The organism is Actinophytocola sp. (genome assembly GCF_045807065.1).
GTDB lineage: Bacteria > Actinomycetota > Actinomycetes > Mycobacteriales > Pseudonocardiaceae > Actinophytocola.
In genome coordinates, this window is record NZ_JBJMIE010000666.1 from 1 (window position 1) to 19179 (window position 19179).

Genomic DNA, 19179 nt, shown 5'->3' on the forward strand with positions numbered 1-19179 from the left:
CTCGATGTCCGGCGGCCGCGGCACCGCCGCGCCCCCCGCTGGGGACGCCTGGGCAGCAGGGGCGTCGGCGTCGCGGCTCGGGCGCAGCCCGGCCCCGACGATGCCGCGGCTGTCGCCGGAGGTCGGCAGGAACCAGTGCAGGTGAACGGTCATGACCGCGCCGCCTCCCTGAGATCACGTACACCGGACGAGTCGACGCGGCGCCGCTTGGTCAGGGCAGGAGTCACGTCTGGCATCGCAACATCCCGCGCGTGGGCCGGTCAACGGGACGGGTGGAGCGTCCAGGGACTGAGAAGACCATCCACAGAGGACAGATGTGGCCGACGAACCGCCGGTGCGGAGGCGAGACTCGCGGGCGCCTCGCTCGCGAGGCAGGGAGCGGCGCGGTAGCGTGACCACTGAATGCGCTTACCGTAAGCGCTTACATGAGGAGTTCACTGGTGGGAGCACCCACGGTCTACGACGTCGCCGAGCGGGCGAACGTCTCCATCGCGACGGTGTCGCGGGTGTACCGCAACCCGGACTCGGTGCGGGAGCAGACCCGGGACCGGGTGCTCGCGGTGGCCAGGGAGCTGGGGTACGTGCCGAGCGGGAACGCACGCGGGCTCGCGTCGCGCCGCACGGGCGTGCTCGGCCTGTGCTTCCCGGACTACGCGGACCCCGAGATCGACCAGAGCAACGAGGTCGACGAGCAGACCCTCTACGCCGACGAGATCACCCGGGGCATGGAGCGGGCGGCGCGGCGGCGCGGGTACGCGTTGTTGATCGCCGCGTCGCTGGCGGACGGACCGCAGAGCCTGGTGGCGTCGGTCGCCGGCCGGGTGGACGGGTTCGCCGTGCTGGCGCGGACCATCGCCACCGAGGACCTCGAGCTGATGTCCCGGCGCCTGCCGGTCGTGATGATCGCCGGGCCGCGCGAGATCGACAACCTGGACCACGTCGAGGTCGCCAACCAGGACGGCGCGCGGGAGTTGACCACCCACCTGACCGACGACCACGGCCTGCGGCGGCTGGCGTTCATCGGTGGCGCGGCGGACTCCCCGGACGCCCACGCCCGGTTCCTCGGCTTCCAGGAGGCGCTGGAGAAGGCCGGCCTCCCCGTGCCGGCGGAACCCGACGTGCGCGCCGACTTCACCCAGGCGGGCGGCCGTGCGGCGGCCCGGCAGCTCGCCGAACGCGGCCCGTTGCCGCGGGCACTGGTGTTCGCGAACGACCAGATGGCGATCGGCGCGTACGGGGTGCTGGAGCGCCGCGGCGTCCGCATCCCGGAGGACGTCGCGGTGGTCGGCTTCGACGGCATCCCGCTCGGCCGGATGGTCCGCCCCAGCCTCACGACGGTGAGCCAACCGATGCGGCGGCTGGGCGAGACCGCGGTGAACCTGCTGATCGAGCGCCTGGCCGAGCCCACCCGCGAGCCGCGTTCGGTGATGCTCCCGGTCACCCAGACCCGCCGCGAGAGTTGCGGCTGCCCCTCCGCGAACTGACGGGCCGTCCTGCCGAGGCGGACCACGTTGCGTGCCACCGCCACGTTGTCGATCGAGTACCTTGCGGAGGTGGCGATCGGCGACGACGGAGTCGCTACGGTCGCCGTCGAGCTGCCCGTGCCCGGGTTCCGGTCGCTACGGCTGACCCCGAGCTGATCGACGCGAGGAGTTGCCCATGGCCGTGCCATCCTGGCTCGCCGACGCCGTGCTGTACCAGATCTACCCGCAGAGCTTCGCCGACAGCAACGGCGACGGCATCGGTGACCTCGACGGCATCGAGTCCAAACTGGACTATCTCGCGTGGCTCGGCGTCAACACGGTGTGGCTCAACCCGTGCTTCGCCTCGCCGATGCTGGACGCCGGCTACGACGTGTCCGACTACTACGCGATCGACCCGCGCTACGGCAGCCGCGACGACCTGGCCAAGCTCGTGGAATCCGCGTCCCGCAAGGGAATCCGGGTGCTGCTCGACCTGGTGGCCGGGCATACGTCCAACCAGCACGAGTGGTTCGTCCGTTCGGCCGACGACCCGGCCGACCACCGCTACATCTGGGCGGACCGCCAGGCGCCGGGTTTCCAGCCGTCACCCGGCCGGCGGCCGGGCTTCTACCTGCCCAACTTCTTCCCCGTGCAGCCCGCGCTGAACTTCGGCTACGCCAGGACGAACGAGGCCGAGCCGTGGCGGCAGCCCGTCGACGCGCCCGGCCCGCGCGAGAACCGCCAGGCGCTGCGGGACATCATGGACTACTGGCTGCGGACCGGAATCGCCGGTTTCCGCGTGGACATGGCGTCCTCGCTGGTCAAGGACGACCCCGGCAAGGAGGAGACGGCCGCGCTGTGGCGGGAGCTGCGTGGCTGGCTCGACCAGGCGCACCCCGGCGCCGCGCTGTTCAGCGAGTGGGCGCAACCGGAAGTGTCGGTGCCGGCCGGCTTCCACGCGGACTTCTTCCTGCACTTCGGCAGCAGCCAGGCATTCCGGTCGCTGTTCCACAACGGCGCGGTGCACGACCACTCGTTCCGCCCGAGGCCGTGCTACTTCGACGGTTCCGGCGCCGGCACGGTGTCGGAGTTCCTGGCGGAGTGGGCCACCGCGATGACCGTGATCGGCGACTCCGGATACATCGTGCTGCCCACGGCCAACCACGACTACCCGCGGCTCGTGGCCGGCGCACGCACGCCGGAGCAGGCCCGAACCGCGCTGGTGTTCATCCTGACCTGGCCGACCCTGCCGGCGATCTACTACGGCGACGAGATCGGCATGCAGTACCAGCCGGGCCTGCCGGACGTGGAGGGCAGCGTGCTGGGCCTGTCGTGGGCCGGCTACAACCGCGCCGGCTCGCGGACCCCGATGCAGTGGGAACGCGCCGACCCCGAGGTGACGTACCTGCCACCACACCCGTCGCCGACCCGCCCGAACGTCGCGGACCAGCAGGCCGACCCGGCGTCGACGCTGAGTCTCGTCCGGGAGCTCATCGCACTGCGCAAGGAGAACGCCGAACTGGGCACGTCCGGCACCGTGCGGATCATCAACCCGGGCTACCCGTTCGTCTACCGCCGCGGCGACCGGTTCACCGTCGCGGTGAACCCGGGCTTCGACCCGGTGGCGACGAACATCCCGATCAACGGCACCCAGGTACTCGGCCACGGTGCCGACATCCGCGACGGCGTACTCCACATGACGGGCGCGAGCTACGCCATCTACGCCGACTGACCCGGGGACCGGCCGGTGGCCCTCGGTTGCCGGCCAGGCATCGCCATCGGCAAAGTCGTCGCTGATCCGCACGAACGGACCGCTCGCCCCGCGCAGCACCCGAACGAGAACGCGGGCGGCCTCCGGCCCCCCGGAATCCAGCCTACGGTACTGCGGCGACATTCCACGGCGTCGAGCGTTGTCCTGTGGATAACCGGGGCCGCTGTGGACAACTGCCCTCCCGGCGGGCCAGGACGGCGATCTTGTCGCCTCCGCCGGGTAGAATGGCACCAAGGGCGGCCCCCGGGGAGTGGTGGGGGCTGCCCCTTGGTACAAGAGGCGCGGAAGGCGCGCGGCTAGTGGGACTCGCGGGTTGGGGGCGTGGTCGTGGCGCCGCGGAGGAAGTCCAGGTCGGCGCCCTCGTTGGCCTGTAGGACGTGGTCCGTGTACAGGCGTTGCCAGCCTCGGGTCGGGGTGGCGAACGCCGTCGCCGCGGCCTCGGCTACCGGGCGGGAGTCCAAGTCGGCCACGTCCACGTCTAGGCGGCGGTTGGGGACGTCCAGGATGATCGGGTCGCCGGTGCGGACTCGGGCCAGTGGGCCGCCCGCCGCCGCCTCCGGGGCCGCGTGGAGGACAACCGTGCCGTACGCCGTGCCGCTCATTCTGGCGTCGCTGATTCGGACCATGTCGCGGACGCCCTTGGCCAGCAGCTTCGCCGGCAGGGGGAAGTTCCCCACTTCCGGCATGCCCGGGTAGCCCTTCGGGCCGCAGCCGCGGAGGATCAGGACCGCGTCTTCGTCCACGTCGATCGTGTCGATCGACTGGTTCAGGTGTTCTATCGAGTCGAAGACCACTGCGCGGCCTCGGTGGGTCAGGAGGGCCGGGGTGGCGGCGGCCGGCTTGATCACCGCGCCCGAGGGGGCCAGGTTGCCGTGGAGCACGGCTATGCCCGCCGACTCCTGCAGGGGCGCCGAACGGGAGCGGATGACCGACTCGTCGTGAATGCGGGCGTCCGGCAGGTAGGACGTCAGTGGTTCGCCCGTGACGGTGATCGCTTCCGGGGAGAGGAGGTCCGACACCTCGCGGAGCACCGCCAGCAGGCCGCCGGCCCGGTGGAGGTCGTCCATCAGGTGCTTACCGGCCGGCTGGAGGTCCACCAGGAGGGGGACACCCGAACCGGTTCGGTCGAAGTCGTCCAGTGACAGGTCCACGCCTACCCGGCCGGCAATCGCCAGTAGGTGGACCACCGCGTTCGTGGAGCCGCCAATTGCCGCCAGTGCCACGATCGCGTTCAGGAACGACTCCCGGGTCAGCACCGTGCTCGGGCGGCGGTCCGCCGCCACCAGCGACACCGACAGGCGACCCGACTGGTGCGCCATCTCCAGCAGCCCGCTGTCCGGCGCCGGCGTGCCCGCCAGGCCCGGGATGGTCATCCCCAGCGCCTCGGTCACGCACGCCATCGTCGACGCGGTGCCCATCGTGTTGCAGTGGCCGCGGCTGCGGATCATGGACGACTCCGAGCGCATGAAGTCCGCGCGGGACAACGTGCCGGCCCGGACCTCCTCCGACAGGCGCCACACGTCCGTGCCGCAGCCCAGCGGCACGCCGCGGAAATGCCCGGTCAGCATGGGGCCGCCCGGCACGACCAGCGCCGGAAGGTCCACCGAGCACGCCGCCATCAGCAGTGCCGGGATGGTCTTGTCGCAGCCGCCCAGCAGCACCACGCCGTCGATCGGGTTGGCGCGCAGCATCTCCTCGGTCGCCATGGCGGCGAGGTTCCGGAACAGCATCGCGGTCGGTCGCAGCAGTGTCTCACCCAGTGACACGACCGGCAGGTGCAGCGGCACGCCGCCGGCCGCCCAGACACCGTCCGCGACCGACTTGGCTACCTCGGTCAAGTGAGCATTGCACGGAGTCAGGTCGGAAGCCGTATTGGCGATCGCTATGTGTGGTCGACCGTCAAACGCCTCCCTCGGCAGGCCCCGACGCATCCACGCGCGGTGGATATAGGCGTTTCGGCCGTCTCCGGCATACCACTGCTGGCTGCGGCGCTGCGACTCAGACATGATCGAACGGTACATCCGGGTGTCGCCCTTTTGGGAAGGGTGCGTATCTGACTGGACGTGGGGCACTCTTTGTTGGTAACACTCGGTTAGGAAGTTCGATGAAACCAATGAGGTTCGGCGAGCGTCCAACGAATTGTCAGAACCGCGTGCTACACATACTCCACAGGCAAACGAACACACACCGGGGATCACCATGTCGGCGCTACCAGAAGGTCTGAACCACAGAGCCCTGTCCATGCTGAGAGCAGTCGTCGCGGGGCGTGCGCAGCTGCGCTGCTCCAGCGAGCCGGACCTGTTCATCGACGGCGTGCCCTGCTGCGACCAGTACTTGGCGCACACGCTCGCACACGAGGGGCTCATCGAGCCGGCGTACCAGGGGACCGTCGGCACGCTCGTGCCCGCCGCGGTGACCGTCGCGGGAGAGGCCGCGCTGGCTCCCGCGCCAGCCGCCGCGTGACTTTCGCCTAGGCCGATTGCCAGATCAACTGGTAAAACGGCAAAAATCCCCGCGGTAATCACTCCACCACCCACCGCGGACCTGTTTAGCGACGTTAACCAACCGGCATTTGCCGGTAACACCGAAATAATTCCGCCGGCCGCCCGGTCCCACCACGGCTGGGAACTGTTCCCGGATGTCCGGGAAGTTTCCGCAGGTCAGCGCCTAGATAACCGACACTGGGCTGGTGCTCACACGACGAACGCTCCTCGGTGGCGGCCTCGCGCTCGCCGGCCTGGGACTGACCGGCCGGGCCGGCGCGAGCGCCCGGAGCGGACCCGACTGGAACCGGCTGCGCGGCTGCCTCACCGGTGACCTGGTCCTGCCCGGCGACGCCGCCTACCCGGCGGCCAAGCAGCTGGACAGCGGCTACTTCGACACGATCGCCCCCCAGGGCGTCGCCTACTGCGAGACCGTCGACGACGTCCGCACGGTCCTGTCCTTCGCTCAGTACAACGACCTCCACCTGGCCGTGCGCAGCGGCGGCCACTCGGCGGCCGGCTGGTCGACGACCACCGGGCTCGTGCTGGACACGTCACGACTACGCGGCCTCACGCTCGGCACCTCGACCGTCGCGCTCGGGCCCGGCGCGCACGGCGTGGACGCGGTCGGCACGCTCTCCCCGCAGGGCCTCGCGCTGATCACGGGCAGCTGCCCCACCGTCTGCGCGGGCGGCTACGTGCAGGGCGGCGGGTTCGGCCCGCTGTCCCGCAAGAACGGCATGGCGTGCGACCGGCTGGTCTGCGCCGACGTGGTGCTCGCCGACGGCAGCGTGGTACGGGCCGACGCCGACCACCACCCGGACCTGTTCTGGGCACTGCGTGGCGGTGGCGGCGGCAACTTCGGCGTGGTCACCCGGTACGAGGTGCGGCCGGTGGAGATCAGCAGGCTGCCGACCTACAGCCTCACCTGGCCGTTCGCGGCCGCGCCGCGGGTGATCGCCGCCTTCCAGCAGTGGATGCTGGCCGCCCCGGACGACCTCGAGGGCAACCTGACCGTCGTGAAGGCCGGGCCGACGCCGACCGTGATCGTCGGCGGCAGCTGGCAGGGCGGGGACCCGGTGGGCCTCGAGCCGTACCTGGACGCACTCGTCAGCGCGGCGGGCACGACGCCGGCCAGCCGAACGGTCACCGACCTGTCCTACCGGGACGCGATGATGCGTGCGTTCGGCTGCGCGGACAAGACGACCGAGCAGTGCCACCGCAGCGGCGACAACCCGGACGCGGCGCTGGCGCGGCACACCTTCAGCTCCGGCCGCGGCCGGATGCTCAGCACCGCACTGCCGGCCGCGGGCATTGACGAGGCGCTGGCCGCGTTCACCGCGCCCGGCTCGGCCAGCCAGTTCTCGGTCATGAACATCAGCTGGCTCGGCGGCCGCATCAACCGGGTCCGGCGCACGGACACCGCGTACGTGCACCGGAACACCGTGGCACTGCTCGGGTTCAACGCCACGCTGCCCACGTCGGCCCCGACGCCGGACGACGACGCGGCGGTCGCCGCGTGGACCGCGGGCGGCAAGGCGGTCGCCGACCGGTACGGCAACGGCGAGAACTACCAGAACACCGTCGACGCCAGCCTCACCGACTGGCGCACGGCCTACTACGCGGAGAACTACCCGAGGCTGACGCAGGTCAAACGCCGCTACGACCCGGCGGCCTTCTTCCGCTTCCCCCAGGCGATCGGGGCCTGACGGAACGGGGGTGTCCACAGCGGACACCCCCGTTCGGGTCAGTCCAGCAGCTCCTGGACCGTGCCCGCGCCGACCGTCCGGTTGCCCTCGCGGATGGCGAAGCCCAGCCCGACGTCCATCGCGACCGGCTTGCCGAGCGACACGGCCAGCTCGACCGAGTCACCCGGGCGGGCGAACTCCGTGTCCCGCAGCTCGACGGTCCCGACCACGTCCGTGGTGCGGAAGTAGAACTGCGGCTGGTAGTGGCTCGCGAAGCCGGTGGTCCTGCCGCCCTCCTGTGTGGACAGCAGGTACACCTGCCCGACGAACCTCGTGTGCGGGGCGACGGAGCCCGGCGCGCACAGCACCTGCCCGCGCCGCACCTCGTCGCGGCGGACGCCGCGCAGCAGCACCGCGGCGTTGTCGCCGGCCTCGGCCCGGTCGAGCGTCTTGCCGAACGTCTCCAGTCCGATGCAGACGCTGGTCAGGCCCGGCCCGAGCCCGACCACCTCGACCTGCTCGCCGACCGCGACCGTGCCCTGCTCGATGGCGCCGGTCACGACCGTGCCGCGGCCGGTGATCGTGAGCACGTTCTCGACCGGCATCAGGAAAGGCTTTTCCACGGGCCGAGGCGGCACCGGCACGTGCTCGTCGACCGCCCGCAGGAGGTCGAGCACGCGTTGGGTCCACTGTGGCTCGCCGCGCAGCGCACCGAGGCCGGACACCCGCACGATCGGCGTCGCGTCGCCGTCGAAGCCGTACCGGGACAGCATCTCCCGCAGCTCCAGCTCGACGAGGTCGAGCCACTCACCGTCGGTGACGAGGTCGACCTTGTTGAGGGCGACGATCACGTGCGGCACCCCGATCCGCCGGGCCAGCACGATGTGCTCCCGCGTCTGCGGCATGGCACCGTCCTGCGCGGACACGACCAGGATCGCCGCGTCGAGTTGGGCGGCACCGGTGATCATGTTCTTGACGTAGTCCGCGTGTCCTGGCATGTCCACGTGCGCGTAGTGGCGCGTGGCGGTCTCGTACTCGACATGCGCGATGTTGATGGTGATGCCGCGGGCCTGCTCCTCCGGCGCGCGGTCGATGCCCTCGAACGCGACGTAGGAGGTCGTGGTGGGGTCCAGCTCGGCCAGCGTCTTGGTGATCGCGGCCGTGAGCGTGGTCTTGCCGTGGTCGACGTGGCCCATCGTGCCGATGTTGAGGTGCGGCTTGGTGCGCACGAACTGCTTCTTGCTCATGAGAGTTCCTTGGCGTGACGGAAGAAGACCGGAGAACCGTGTCGGACCCACCCTCCTCGGCGGGTTCCCCGTGATCAGGCCACGCGGAGGAGGGTCAGCTTCGGACGCCGTCGGACGCCGGCAAGGCGGCCGCGACCGAGCCCGGCAGGGCAGCGCCCGCCACGGCATCGATCACGACCACCAGGAACATGCCGCACAGGATGACAGGACGGGGAACCGCCCGTCATCCGGTTTTCGCGCACCGCTCGCGTGCCGAACGCGGGACCCGCGCGTCAGGTCAGGGAGGTGGCTGGGCCGGGTGCGCCGGTGTAGTCACCGATGACGGCGTCGACGCCGACCTGGCGCCACCAGTCGAACTGCTCCGCGGTGTCGATGTCGCCCACTATGACCGGGGTGCCGTCGCCGCGGACCAGTGGGACCAGGTCGCGGATGACGCGGGTGAACAGCGTCTCGTCGCTGCTGCGGTTGGCGATGCGGTTGACCACGCGAGTGGCCATCTTCACCGAGTAGATCCGCAGGTCCTCGAGGCACCCGAGGTCGCCGCTCGTCGTGCCGAACTCGTACAGCACAACGGAAAGCCCGAGGTCCACCAGCACCTCGAGGTTGTCCTCGGCCATCCCGTCCGGCGTGCACAGCGCCTGCACCGGCATGCCGATCCGCAGGTCCTTCGGCGCGAGCCCGGCGTCGGACAGCACGGCCTGGACCGTGGCCACCAGGTCCTGGTCGCCGGCCAGCTCCTTGGGCAGCTCCACGTACAGCACCGGTCGGCCGGGCAGCGACTTCAGCTCCTCGCACGCACGCGAGAGCATCCACCGGCCGATCGGCAGCGACAGCCCGGTCTCCGCGAGCGCCTGCAGGCAACGCTCGTGGTCCAGCGAGCCGTCCGCGTGGTTCCACCGCAACAACGCCTGCACCGCGACGACGTTCCGGTCCGGAACGGACACCAGCGGCTGGTACTCCAGCTCGATCTCGCCGTTCTCCCACGCGCCCGGCATGGTGCTCGCGAGGTTGAGCCGCTCGCGGTCGGTGGCGTTCTGCTGCTCGTCGACCATGCCCCACTGCCGGCGGCCGCCCGCCTTGAGCCGGCGCAGCGTGATGTCCGTGGCACGCAACAGGTCCGACGGCGTGAGGTCCGGCTTCGGGTCGTGCAGCACGGCGATCGTCGCGGTGGCGGCGACGCCCTGGTTGCCGACGAACACCGGCTCGGCCAGCTCCTCGTTGATCCGCATCGCCATGACGGCGCACGGCGGCGTGCTGGGCTGGTGCTCGACCAGCACCCCGAACTCGTCACCGTCGAACCGCGCGACGGTCGCCTTCTCCTCGGTGAACATGTCGCTCAGGCGCGACGCGACCGTCTGCAGCAGCCGGTCGCCGACCTCCCGGCCGAGCCCGTCGTTCACCGCGTGGAACCGGTCGAGGTCGAGGTGCAGGATGGTGAGCTCCTCGGCCGCGTTCTTGCCGGACAGCGCCTCCTCGAGACGTCCCTCGAACCGCTGCCGGTTCGGCAGGCCGGTCAACGCGTCCGTGATGGACTGGAAGCGCAGCTGGCTCTCGAGGAAGTGCCGCTCCGACACGTCCTCCACGGTCGTCACGTAGTACCGCGGCGTGCCGTCCGGGTCGCGCAGCACCGACGCAGACAGGAAGACCAGCGCCTCCTCGCCGTCGCTCTTGCGCAGGCTGCGGCGCTCGCGGAACGGCGGCGAGCCCTCCTCGTGCAGCACCTGGTACCGCAGCCGCAGGTAGTCCAGGTCGTCCGGGCGGAAGATCTCGTCGAGTCTCGTGACGGCGAGCTTGCCGCCCTTGTGCTCCAGGATGTTCGCGAGCGCCCGGTTGCTGCGGATGACGTCGAAGTCGAGGTCCGTGATGGCCATGCCGACGCTGGAGGTGGAGAAGATCTCCTCGAAGCGCGCCTCGCTGTCCCGCAACGCGCTCTCGGCGTTCTCGCGGGCGCGGATCAGCGCGAGCGTCAGCGCCTCCTGCTCCTCGGAGAGGCGGTGTCGCATCGACTCGGCGAACCCCCTGGCCAGGGCGCCGAACACGAGCACGAGCCGGCCGGGTAGTCCGTCGAGGTCGGCGACCCCGGACAGCTTCGGCATCTGCGCACCCAGTACCTTGATCGACAAATCGACACACTCAGGGCTGGTCAAACCCAGCTCCACCAACCGATCCGCGGTGGCGGTCACGAGGGTGGCGTCGAACGGCTCGCCGCAGGTGGCGTCCGCAAGTTCGCCGAGTGCGTTGATCAACCCGCTCTCGACGTCCTCACGCGCCCGCGCGATGTAGATGATCTGCTCAAGCGCGCCCGCCCACTCCCGCGCCAGCTCAGATCGATCCACCGGAGCCATCCAGTGGCCAAGTCATGGTTGTCCTTCTCCGGTTCAGCGGGTTGTGACATTACCAGTGAATGCGCAACCCCTCTGCACCCAAACGGGGAGCAATCACCGCTATTGCGGACACCCTACGTGTCATGCTGTAGTCCGTTCAGGTGAACTACCGTGGGTTACTGTCGCTCATTCAGGCACGCCGCACACGGAATGCGACTACGCTCCAGCAACGCCGGAGGGTAATCGTCACACTACTCATTACCAGGTTCCGACAGAGAGCACCACCGCGTATTTCGTCACGCTGCGATAGATTTCTGTGGAGAAATTGTACCTAGATGCGTGAATCCGGTGCCACGATGTGGTCAGGGCGAACCGGGATGCGGCTGAGTGCCACCCCGGTAGCCGCCCGAATGGCGGACACGATCGCCGGCGTCGACGAGAGGGTCGGCGGCTCGCCGACGCCCCGCAGCCCGTACGGCGCGTGGGGATCCGCCAGCTCCAGCACGTCGATCGACATCGGCGGCATGTCGAGCACGGTGGGGATGAGGTAGTCGGTGAACGACGGGTTGCGCACGACGCCGTCGACGACCTGGATCTCCTCCATCACCGCGAGACCGAGCCCCTGCGCGGACCCGCCCTGGATCTGGCCGACCACGGCGTCCGGGTTCATCGCCTTGCCGACGTCCTGCGCGCACGCCAGCTCGACGACCCGCACGAGCCCCAGCTCGACGTCCACGTCGACCACGGCCCGGTGCGCCGCGAACGCGTACTGCACGTGGGCGAAACCCTGCCCGGTAGCCGGGTCGAGAGGTTCCGTCGCGCGGTGCCGCCACTCGACGGTCCGCTCGACCCCCTCGTCACCGAGCACGTCGACCAGGTTCGCGAGCACCTCGTTCGACGCCGACACCACCTTCTCGCCGGCCAGCCCGACGGCGGGCAGCCCCTGCGCGACGGCCCGTGCCAGCACGTCCGCACGGACCTGCTCGCACGCCGCCCTGACCGCGCCGCCCGTGACGTAACTCTGCCGGGACGCCGAGCTGGACCCCGCGCTGCCGACGAAGGTGTTGGACGGCTGGATCTGCACGCGCTGCACGCCAAGCTCGGTCCGCGCGATCTGCGCCTTCAGCGTCACCAGGCCCTGGCCGACCTCGGCCGCGGCCGTGTGCACGGACACGACCGGCTCGCCGGCGATCACCTCGAGCCGGACGCGCGCCGTCGAGTAGTCGTCGAACCCCTCGGAGAAGCCGACGTTCTTGACGCCGACGCCGTAGCCGACGCCCCGCACGACGCCCTCGCCGTGGGTGGTGTTGGCGACGCCGCCCGGCAGCTCGCGCAGGTCACGCGGTGCGGTGGGGGCGGCGGGCAACGGCTTGGCCCGCACCCGTTCCAGCAGCTCCGCGACCGGCGCGGGCGCGTCGATGACCTGCCCCGTCGGCATCCGGGTGCCGCGCTCCGCCGCGTTGCGGACGCGGAGGTCGACCGGGTCCATGCCCAGTGCCGCGGCCAGCCTGTCCATCTGCGACTCGTAGGCGAAGCACGCCTGCACCGCGCCGAAGCCCCGCATCGCCCCGCAGGGCGGGTTGTTGGTGTAGACGCCGTAGGAGTCGATGCGGACGTTCGGCACGCGGTACGGCCCGGCGCCCAGGGTCGCCGCGTTGCTGGTGACGGCCGAGGTGGTCGAGGCGTACGCGCCGCCGTCGAGGAGGATCTCGGCCCTGACGTAGACGAGGTCGCCGTCGCGGGTCGCGCCGTGCTCGTAGCGCAGCCGGGCCGGGTGCCGGTGGACGTGGCCGAAGAACGACTCCTCCCGGCCGTAGACGATCTTGACCGGCTTGCGCGTGTGCAGGGCGAGCAGGCAGGCGTGGACCTGCATCGACAGGTCCTCGCGGGCGCCGAACGCGCCGCCGACGCCGGCGAGGTGCAGGCGCACCTTGTCGTGGTCGAGACCGAGGGCACCCGCCACCTGCCGCTGGTCGGCGTGCAGCCACTGCGTCGCGATGTAGAGGTCGACGCCGCCGTCCTCGGCCGGCACCGCGAGCCCGGACTCGGGACCGAGGACCGCCTGGTCCTGCATGCCGACCGTGTACTCGCCGGTGACCACGACGTCCGCGGTCGGGTTCTCCTCGCCCGCGCGGATCGGGCAGTGGCGGACGATGTTGCTGCCGTGGGCCGGGTGGAGGACCGGCGACTCCGGCCGCATCGCGGTCTCGGCGTCGGTGACCGGGGTCAGCACCTCGTAGTCGACGGCGACGCGGGCGGCGGCGCGGCGCGCGGTCTCGGGGTGGTCGGCGGCGACGATCGCGACCGGCTCGCCCTGGTACCGCACGACGTCGACGGCGAGGACGGGCTGGTCGGGGTGTTCGAGGCCGTAGGCGTTGGCGCCCGGGACGTCCTCGTGGGTGAGGACCGCGTACACGCCGGGGAGCTTGAGCGCCTCGGTGAGGTCGACGTTCCTGATGCGGGCGTAGGGGTGCGGGCTGCGCAGCGTGGCGCCCCACAGCATGTCCTCGGCCCACAGGTCGGAGGAGTAGGCGAACTCGCCGCGGGTCTTCTGCGCGCCGTCGGGTCTCGGCGGGCTGTCGCCGACCCCGCCGCTGATGGTGGTGACGAGTGGTTGTGTGGTGGTCATCGCCGGAGCCGCCCGGACGCTGCCCGGAGTGCGGTCGCGGCGGCGGTCTCGTCGACGGTGCGGATCTCGTCGTCCTCGACGACCGGGGTTCCGCCCACCAGCAGCAACTTCAGCGGTGGGAGGGGGCCGAGCACCAACGCGGCGACGGGATCGGCGATGCCGGCGTGCGCGAGGGTGTCGAGCCGCCACACCGCGAGGTCGGCCTGTTTGCCCGGTTCGAGCGAGCCGATCTCGTCCTCCCGGCCGAGGCAGCGGGCGCCGCCCCTGGTGGCCAGCCAGAGCCCGTCGCGCGCGGTGGCCGAGTGCGGGCCGTTCTTCAGGCGCGCCAGGTAGACCGCCTGACGCAGCTCGATGCCGAGACCACCGTCCTCATTGGACGCCGAGCCGTCGACGCCGAGGCCGACCGGGCAGCCGGCGTGCACCAGGTCCTGCACGCGGGCGATGCCGGCGGCGAGCCGGAGGTTCGAGCTGGGGCAGTGCGCGACGCCGGTGCCGGTCTCGCCGAGGCGCTTGACCGCGTCGTCGGCGAAGTGGATGCCGTGGGCGAACCACACGTCCGGGCCGAGCCAGCCGAGCCGGTCGGCGAGCTCCGCCGGGGTGCAGCCGTGCTCGGCGAGGCACTGGCGTTCCTCGTCGAGGGTCTCGGCGAGGTGGGTGTGGAGGCGGACGCCCTTGTCCCGTGCCAGTTTCGCGGCCTCCCGCATGAGGTCGAGGCTGACCGAGAACGGTGAGCAGGGGCCGACCGCGATCCGGACCCGCGCCTGCGGTGACGGGTCGTGGAAGCGGTCGATGGCCTCGGCGGTGCCGCGCAGCGCGCCGTCGAGGGTCTCGACGATGTCGTCCGGCGGCAGGCCGCCGTCGGACTCGCCGCGGTCCATGGAGCCACGCACGCCGTGCAGGCGGACGCCGACCTGGCGGGCCGCCTCGACCGTCGCGGCGAACACGTCGCCGCCGTCGCGCGGGATGAGGTAGTGGTGGTCGGCGGCCGTGGTGGCGCCCGTGCGGGCCAGGCGGACGAGGCCGGCGACCGCGGCGGCGTGCGTGATCTCCTCGTCGATGCCCGACCACACCGGGTACAGCTCGGTGAGCCACTCGAACAGCGTGGACTGCTGGGCGTAGCCGCGGGTCGCCCACTGGTAGAGGTGGTGGTGGGTGTTCACGAACCCCGGGGTGACAAGGCATCCGCTCGCGTCGATCCGGCGGTCGACCGCGCCCGGCGCCGCGCCGTCACCGACCGCCTCGATGACGTTGTCGTCGATGACGACGTGGCCCCTGGCGTACTCGGTGCCGGCTTCCTCGCCGTCCACGGTGGCGATCGCGGCGTTCTCGATGGCGATCCTCACGCCTGCTCCCTCACTGTGCTCTTCTGGTCGCTTCGCTCCCGCACTCGGCCGGCGGCCAACCGGACCGCGTCGAGGATCTTCTCGTAACCGGTGCAGCGGCACAGGTTCCCGGCCAGCGCCTCGCGGATCTCCGCGTCGCCGGCGTCCGGGTTGCGGTGGACCAGGTCGTGCGCGGCGACCACGAGGCCGGGCGTGCAGAACCCGCACTGGACGGCGCCGGTCCGCACGAACGCGTCCTGCACGGGGTCCAGCTCGTTCTCGCTGCCCAGTCCCTCGACGGTGCGTACCGACCGGCCCTCGACCTGGCCGGCGGCCACGAGGCACGCGCACACCGGCGTGCCGTCGAGGTAGACCGTGCAGGAGCCGCACTCGCCCTGCTCGCAGGCGTTCTTGGCGCCCGGCAGGCCGAGCCGCTCCCGCAGCACGTACAGCAGGCTCTCGCCCGGCCACACGTCGTCCGCGGTCCGGCGCTCGCCGTTGACCTCCACGTTGACCCGCATCTACTCCCCCTCCTGCCACGCCCAGCCGAGCGTGCGTCGCGCCAGCACGGACAGCGCGTGGCGGCGGTAGTCCGCGCTGCCCCGCACGTCGTCGATGGGCCGCGCCGCGGCGGCGACCAGCCGGCCGAACTCCCGGGACACGCTGTCGGGCAACGGATCCCGCGACTCCCACGGCAGCTGCGCGGCGGCGAACTCCTCGGCCTCGACCGCCCGCAGCGGTGTCGGGCCGGCCGAGCCGATCCCGGTGCCGACCGTCCTCTCCGCCACGTCGATCGTGACGGCGAACGAGCACACCGCGATGACCATGGCGTTGCGGGTGCCGACCTTCGCGAACTGCTGCGGTCCCCGCCGCACCGGCACGGTCACGGCGGTGATCAGCTCGTCCGGCGCCAGCACCGACCGCTTGGGACCGGTGAAGAACTCCCGCACGGGCACCGTCCGCGTGCCACGGACCGAGGCGACCTCGACGTCCGCCGCGCTCGCGAGCAACGGCGGATGCGCGTCGCCTGCGGGAGACGCGGAGCCGAGGTTGCCGGCGACCGTGCCCCGGTTGCGGATCTGCGGCGAACCGACGGTCCGCGCGGCCATCGCCAGCCCCGGCAGGGTGTCCGCCAGCTCGGCGACGATCCGGGCGTACGGCACCAGTGCGCCGAGGCGGACGTGCCCGTTCGCGCGCCGCCACTCGGCGAGCTCGGTCAGCCGGCCGAGGTCCATCAGGGCGGGCGGGCGGCGCACGTCGAAGTTCAGCTCCACCATGACGTCCGTGCCGCCGGCGATGGGCAGGGCGTCCGGGTGCTCGGCCTTCAGCGCCAGCGCCTCATCCACAGTGGACGGTCGGAGGAAGTCCATCCATCACCACCAAGCAAGGCCGGGATCCGGGGCGCCGTCGCGGACAACCGTACCCTCGATCAGCCCGTACGGCCTGTCGGCGGCGAAGAAGACCTCACCGGGGTTGTCCAGTTCGAACGGCGAGAGGTCGACGAGGAAGTGGTGCTTGTTCGGCAGCGACAGCCGCACCTCGACCAGCTCGTCCCGGTGCCGCAGGACGCGCTCGCCCATGGCGTACAGCGTTTGCTGCAGGGACAGGGAATGCGTGTCGGCGAACGCCTCGAGAAGCTGGCCGGTGGCCCCCCGGTGGGAGTCCTGCCAGTCCTCGTTCTCCGCGTGCTCGTGCCGCCACTGGGCGCGGACCGCGGTGGCGAGGATGCGGTCGTCCGTCTCCGGCAGCGTCGTGTACCTGTCCCTGTGGAAGCCGTGGAACTCCGAGCCGGTGGTGTTCATGACGACCAGGTCGTCCACCCCGGACACCACGGTCGCCGCCGCGCCGTCGTAGGTCACGGTCGCCGTGCGGGTGCCGGAGTTGTGGACGAAGGAGTGGTGGCCGAACCGTTCCCAGCTGTACTGCTCGATCCGCACGCGGGCGCGGCGGATGGTCGGCGTGGTGTCGACGAAGTGCCGCGCCAGTCGCAGCGCGAAGTCCTCGATCTCGCCGGTGCCGTCGCGGGCGAACGCGTAGACGGTGTTCTTCTGCGTGTCGGTGGGCAGCACGCCGGAGTTGTCGCCGACGAGGTGTGCCGCCGCGAGGTCGCCGGCCAGGGTGGTGCTGACGTTGAGGTCGGTGATCTCGTGGCCGTCCGGGTGGCGGGTCACCCGGACGAGTCGGGTCTCCGCCTTGCCGTACTGGTTGTCGCCGAGCCTGATGTCCATGGTCAACTCCCCCGGTAGGTCGAGTAGCCGTACGGGCTGATCAGCAGCGGCACGTGGTAGTGGCTGTCGTCGGTGACCCGGAAGACGACGGTGACCTCGGGGTAGAACTCGCCCCGGATCTCGAAGACGAGCCGGTACACGCCGGGCTCGGGGGTGTCCCAGCCGCTGATCCGGCCGTCGTCGTCGGTGTGCCCCTCGGTGATCGTGCGCCATCCGTCGTCGTGCAGCTCGAGCCGCACGCGGACGTTCGCCGCGGGCCGTCCCTCGCTGGTGTCGAGGACATGGGTGGACAGACTCATCCGAACGCCTTCCCGAGCCGCAGGTGGACGATCTTGCGCAGCTCCTCACGGGTCGTGTCGCGCTCGGTCGCCGGATCGTTGCCGAGCCGCTCCCACAGGACACCCAGGATCGCCTGCTCGGTCAACCCGGTGGCGCAGATGAGGAAGACGTGCCCGAACCGCTGCTCGTACTCCCGGTTGCCGGCGACCAGCTCGTCGCTCGGCGTGGCGCCGGCCTGCTCGTCGCGGGACCAGCCGGCCTCCTTGGACGTGCCCTCGGCCCGCTCGCCGATGCGGGGATGGGCGGCGAGCGCCTGCTCGACGTCGGCCCACGACAGCGCGGCGAGCACCTGCTCGGCGACGGTCCGCAGCTGGCCGAGGTCGTGGTAGGGCCGGCGGGCGAGGATCTCGTCCGCCCAGCGGCGAGAGGCACAGCAGGCGAGCAGATCGCGCTCCGCGACGACCGGCTCCTCAAAGTTCAGCCGGTCGAGCGACAACTGGTCGGGCATCCTCGGAACTGTACCGGCGACACCCCCGCCGGTGGCGCCGTTCCGGCACCGCCCGCTGCCCAATTCGAGGCGCTGGCACGCGGCACCTCGACGCCCGCGTCCTCCGGGCGCTCGTTCGTCTCCACTGTTCCGCTCGTACGCGCCCACCAGCCTGGCATGGTGCCCCACCACGCCGGGCGCGCTGGGACCTACTCCAGCACGGCCAGCGCGTCGATCTCCACCAGGAGGCCCTCGGGCAGGCCGACGTAGACCGTGGTGCGGGCCGGGAAGGACCCCTCGAAGAACTCCCGGTAGGCGTCGTTCATCTCGGCGAAGTGGGCCACGTCGGTGAGGTGGACGCGGCACATCACGACGTCGTCGAAGGTGGCGCCGCCCGCCGCCAGCACGTTCCTGACGTTGCGCATGACCTGCCGCGTCTGCTCGGTCACGTCACCGGCGCCGACGCGCTCGTTGGTCGTGGGGTCGACGGCAACCTGGCCCGCCACCTGCAGGATGTTGCCCTTGCGGATGCCGTGGGTGAGCGGCACCGTCGGGATCTTCGTGCCCTCCGGGTGGATCGCGACCTTCGCCATCAGTTGCTCCTCTCCGTGAAACCGCATTCGGCAGACGCCCGCGCGGCGGCGGAGAGGAGCGCGGGCACCAGTCGGAGCAGGCCGTCGAGGTCGAGCACCAGCTGTGGCACGGACAGCGACAGCGCCGCCACCACCTCGCCGCGCGCGTCCCGGATGGGCGCGGCCACGCAGTGGATGTGCTCCTCGTGCTCCTCCTCGTCGATCGCGTACCCGCGCTCGGCCACCCGCGCCAGCTCCGCGAGGTACGCGCCTGGCGTGGTGATCGTGTTCGGCGTCATCTTCTCGTATGTGATCGACTCGGCGACAGCCTTGCGCTGATGCTCCGGCATCGCGGCGACCAACACCTTCGCCACCGCCGTGCAGTGCAGTGGCGCGCGCTTGCCGACGCGCGAGTACATCCGCACCGAGTGCCGGCCCTCGTACTTGTCGATGTAGACGACTTCGCCGTCGTCGTAGCTGGCCAGGTGCACGGTGTGCCCGGTCTCGGCGTTGAGCTCCCGCAGGGCCGGCTCGACGCTGCGCCGCACGTCCCGCTCGTCCAGCGCGCGGAACGCCAGCTCGAACAGCGAGGTGCCGAGCCGGTAGTACCGGACCCCGCTGCGTTGTGCGAACCGGTGCGACTCGAGGGTGCGCAGCAGTCGCAATACGGTCGACTTGTGGACCGA

The 19179-nt window shown here is 71.2% G+C and carries 17 protein-coding genes; 5 read left to right on the plus strand and 12 right to left on the minus strand.

Going from position 1 to position 19179, the window contains the following annotated elements; translation table 11 throughout:
* Window positions 1-440 precede the first annotated feature (440 nt).
* Genes ACJ73U_RS39125 through ACJ73U_RS39135 form a run of 3 tightly spaced genes read left to right on the plus strand, consistent with a single transcriptional unit; the run spans window position 441 to window position 3195 of the window.
* Window positions 441-1484, plus strand: a complete 1044-nt coding sequence (locus tag ACJ73U_RS39125) for a LacI family DNA-binding transcriptional regulator (RefSeq protein ID WP_407782829.1) — start codon at window positions 441-443, stop codon at window positions 1482-1484.
* 27 nt (window positions 1485-1511) lie between these two features.
* Window positions 1512-1640 (plus strand): hypothetical protein, encoded by a 129-nt coding sequence (locus ACJ73U_RS39130; RefSeq protein WP_407782830.1) that lies wholly within the window; start codon window positions 1512-1514, stop codon window positions 1638-1640.
* A gap of 19 nt (window positions 1641-1659) precedes the next feature.
* Window positions 1660-3195 carry an alpha-amylase family glycosyl hydrolase gene (locus tag ACJ73U_RS39135; protein ID WP_407782831.1) on the plus strand — a complete coding sequence of 512 codons (1536 nt, stop codon included), beginning with the start codon at window positions 1660-1662 and terminating at the stop codon, window positions 3193-3195.
* Between the two features lie 335 nt (window positions 3196-3530).
* Here ACJ73U_RS39135 and ACJ73U_RS39140 read toward each other — a convergent pair whose 3' ends face one another.
* Window positions 3531-5240: a dihydroxy-acid dehydratase gene (locus ACJ73U_RS39140; RefSeq protein ID WP_407782832.1), complete on the minus strand. Its 1710-nt coding sequence runs from the start codon at window positions 5238-5240 to the stop codon at window positions 3531-3533.
* Between the two features lie 235 nt (window positions 5241-5475).
* Here ACJ73U_RS39140 and ACJ73U_RS39145 point away from each other — a divergent pair, with 235 nt between their 5' ends.
* Window positions 5476-5697, plus strand: a complete 222-nt coding sequence (locus ACJ73U_RS39145; RefSeq protein WP_407782833.1) for a hypothetical protein — start codon at window positions 5476-5478, stop codon at window positions 5695-5697.
* Between the two features lie 226 nt (window positions 5698-5923).
* Window positions 5924-7426: an FAD-binding oxidoreductase gene (locus ACJ73U_RS39150; protein ID WP_407782834.1), complete on the plus strand. Its 1503-nt coding sequence runs from the start codon at window positions 5924-5926 to the stop codon at window positions 7424-7426.
* 38 nt (window positions 7427-7464) lie between these two features.
* Here the strand turns inward: ACJ73U_RS39150 and tuf are convergent, their stop codons facing one another.
* The 11 genes from tuf to ACJ73U_RS39205 form a co-directional block, all read right to left on the minus strand.
* Window positions 7465-8652, minus strand: coding sequence for an elongation factor Tu (tuf, locus tag ACJ73U_RS39155; protein WP_407782835.1), 1188 nt, complete (start codon window positions 8650-8652; stop codon window positions 7465-7467).
* A gap of 272 nt (window positions 8653-8924) precedes the next feature.
* Window positions 8925-10988, minus strand: a complete 2064-nt coding sequence (locus ACJ73U_RS39160) for a putative bifunctional diguanylate cyclase/phosphodiesterase (protein WP_407782836.1) — start codon at window positions 10986-10988, stop codon at window positions 8925-8927.
* A gap of 319 nt (window positions 10989-11307) precedes the next feature.
* The gene (pucD, locus tag ACJ73U_RS39165) at window positions 11308-13605 is read right to left on the minus strand and encodes a xanthine dehydrogenase subunit D (RefSeq protein ID WP_407782837.1); all 2298 of its coding nucleotides are present in this window, start codon (window positions 13603-13605) and stop codon (window positions 11308-11310) included.
* Window positions 13602-14948, minus strand: coding sequence for an 8-oxoguanine deaminase (locus ACJ73U_RS39170; RefSeq protein ID WP_407782838.1), 1347 nt, complete (start codon window positions 14946-14948; stop codon window positions 13602-13604). Before ACJ73U_RS39170 ends, pucD begins: the two co-directional genes overlap by 4 nt.
* The gene (locus ACJ73U_RS39175) at window positions 14945-15448 is read right to left on the minus strand and encodes a (2Fe-2S)-binding protein (protein WP_407782839.1); all 504 of its coding nucleotides are present in this window, start codon (window positions 15446-15448) and stop codon (window positions 14945-14947) included. The genes ACJ73U_RS39170 and ACJ73U_RS39175 overlap by 4 nt, the downstream gene beginning before the upstream one ends.
* The gene (locus ACJ73U_RS39180) at window positions 15449-16297 is read right to left on the minus strand and encodes an FAD binding domain-containing protein (RefSeq protein ID WP_407782840.1); all 849 of its coding nucleotides are present in this window, start codon (window positions 16295-16297) and stop codon (window positions 15449-15451) included.
* Window positions 16298-16300: 3 nt separating this feature from the next.
* Complete coding sequence (gene pucL / locus ACJ73U_RS39185) at window positions 16301-17155, minus strand: factor-independent urate hydroxylase (protein ID WP_407782841.1); 855 nt, start codon at window positions 17153-17155, stop codon at window positions 16301-16303.
* 2 nt (window positions 17156-17157) lie between these two features.
* The gene (gene uraH / locus ACJ73U_RS39190) at window positions 17158-17454 is read right to left on the minus strand and encodes a hydroxyisourate hydrolase (RefSeq protein WP_407782842.1); all 297 of its coding nucleotides are present in this window, start codon (window positions 17452-17454) and stop codon (window positions 17158-17160) included.
* Window positions 17451-17942, minus strand: a complete 492-nt coding sequence (gene uraD, locus ACJ73U_RS39195; RefSeq protein ID WP_407782843.1) for a 2-oxo-4-hydroxy-4-carboxy-5-ureidoimidazoline decarboxylase — start codon at window positions 17940-17942, stop codon at window positions 17451-17453. The genes uraH and uraD overlap by 4 nt, the downstream gene beginning before the upstream one ends.
* Window positions 17943-18130: 188 nt before the next feature.
* Window positions 18131-18514, minus strand: coding sequence for a RidA family protein (locus ACJ73U_RS39200; RefSeq protein ID WP_407782844.1), 384 nt, complete (start codon window positions 18512-18514; stop codon window positions 18131-18133).
* The coding region (locus ACJ73U_RS39205) for an IclR family transcriptional regulator (RefSeq protein WP_407782845.1) at window positions 18514-19179 on the minus strand (666 nt) is incomplete at its 5' end. The genes ACJ73U_RS39200 and ACJ73U_RS39205, both read right to left, overlap by 1 nt.

What these genes read in the sequence shown, in the direction of transcription:
- ACJ73U_RS39135 (WP_407782831.1), top strand. Translation starts at nt 1,660, where the DNA reads ATGGCCGTGCCATCCTGGCTCGCCGACGCCGTGCTGTACCAGATCTAC.
- ACJ73U_RS39180 (WP_407782840.1), bottom strand. Translation starts at nt 16,297, where the DNA reads ATGGACTTCCTCCGACCGTCCACTGTGGATGAGGCGCTGGCGCTGAAG.
- ACJ73U_RS39140 (WP_407782832.1), bottom strand. Translation starts at nt 5,240, where the DNA reads ATGTCTGAGTCGCAGCGCCGCAGCCAGCAGTGGTATGCCGGAGACGGC.
- ACJ73U_RS39145 (WP_407782833.1), top strand. Translation starts at nt 5,476, where the DNA reads ATGCTGAGAGCAGTCGTCGCGGGGCGTGCGCAGCTGCGCTGCTCCAGC.
- ACJ73U_RS39200 (WP_407782844.1), bottom strand. Translation starts at nt 18,514, where the DNA reads ATGGCGAAGGTCGCGATCCACCCGGAGGGCACGAAGATCCCGACGGTG.
- pucL (WP_407782841.1), bottom strand. Translation starts at nt 17,155, where the DNA reads ATGGACATCAGGCTCGGCGACAACCAGTACGGCAAGGCGGAGACCCGA.
- pucD (WP_407782837.1), bottom strand. Translation starts at nt 13,605, where the DNA reads ATGACCACCACACAACCACTCGTCACCACCATCAGCGGCGGGGTCGGC.
- ACJ73U_RS39175 (WP_407782839.1), bottom strand. Translation starts at nt 15,448, where the DNA reads ATGCGGGTCAACGTGGAGGTCAACGGCGAGCGCCGGACCGCGGACGAC.
- tuf (WP_407782835.1), bottom strand. Translation starts at nt 8,652, where the DNA reads ATGAGCAAGAAGCAGTTCGTGCGCACCAAGCCGCACCTCAACATCGGC.
- uraH (WP_407782842.1), bottom strand. Translation starts at nt 17,454, where the DNA reads ATGAGTCTGTCCACCCATGTCCTCGACACCAGCGAGGGACGGCCCGCG.
- uraD (WP_407782843.1), bottom strand. Translation starts at nt 17,942, where the DNA reads ATGCCCGACCAGTTGTCGCTCGACCGGCTGAACTTTGAGGAGCCGGTC.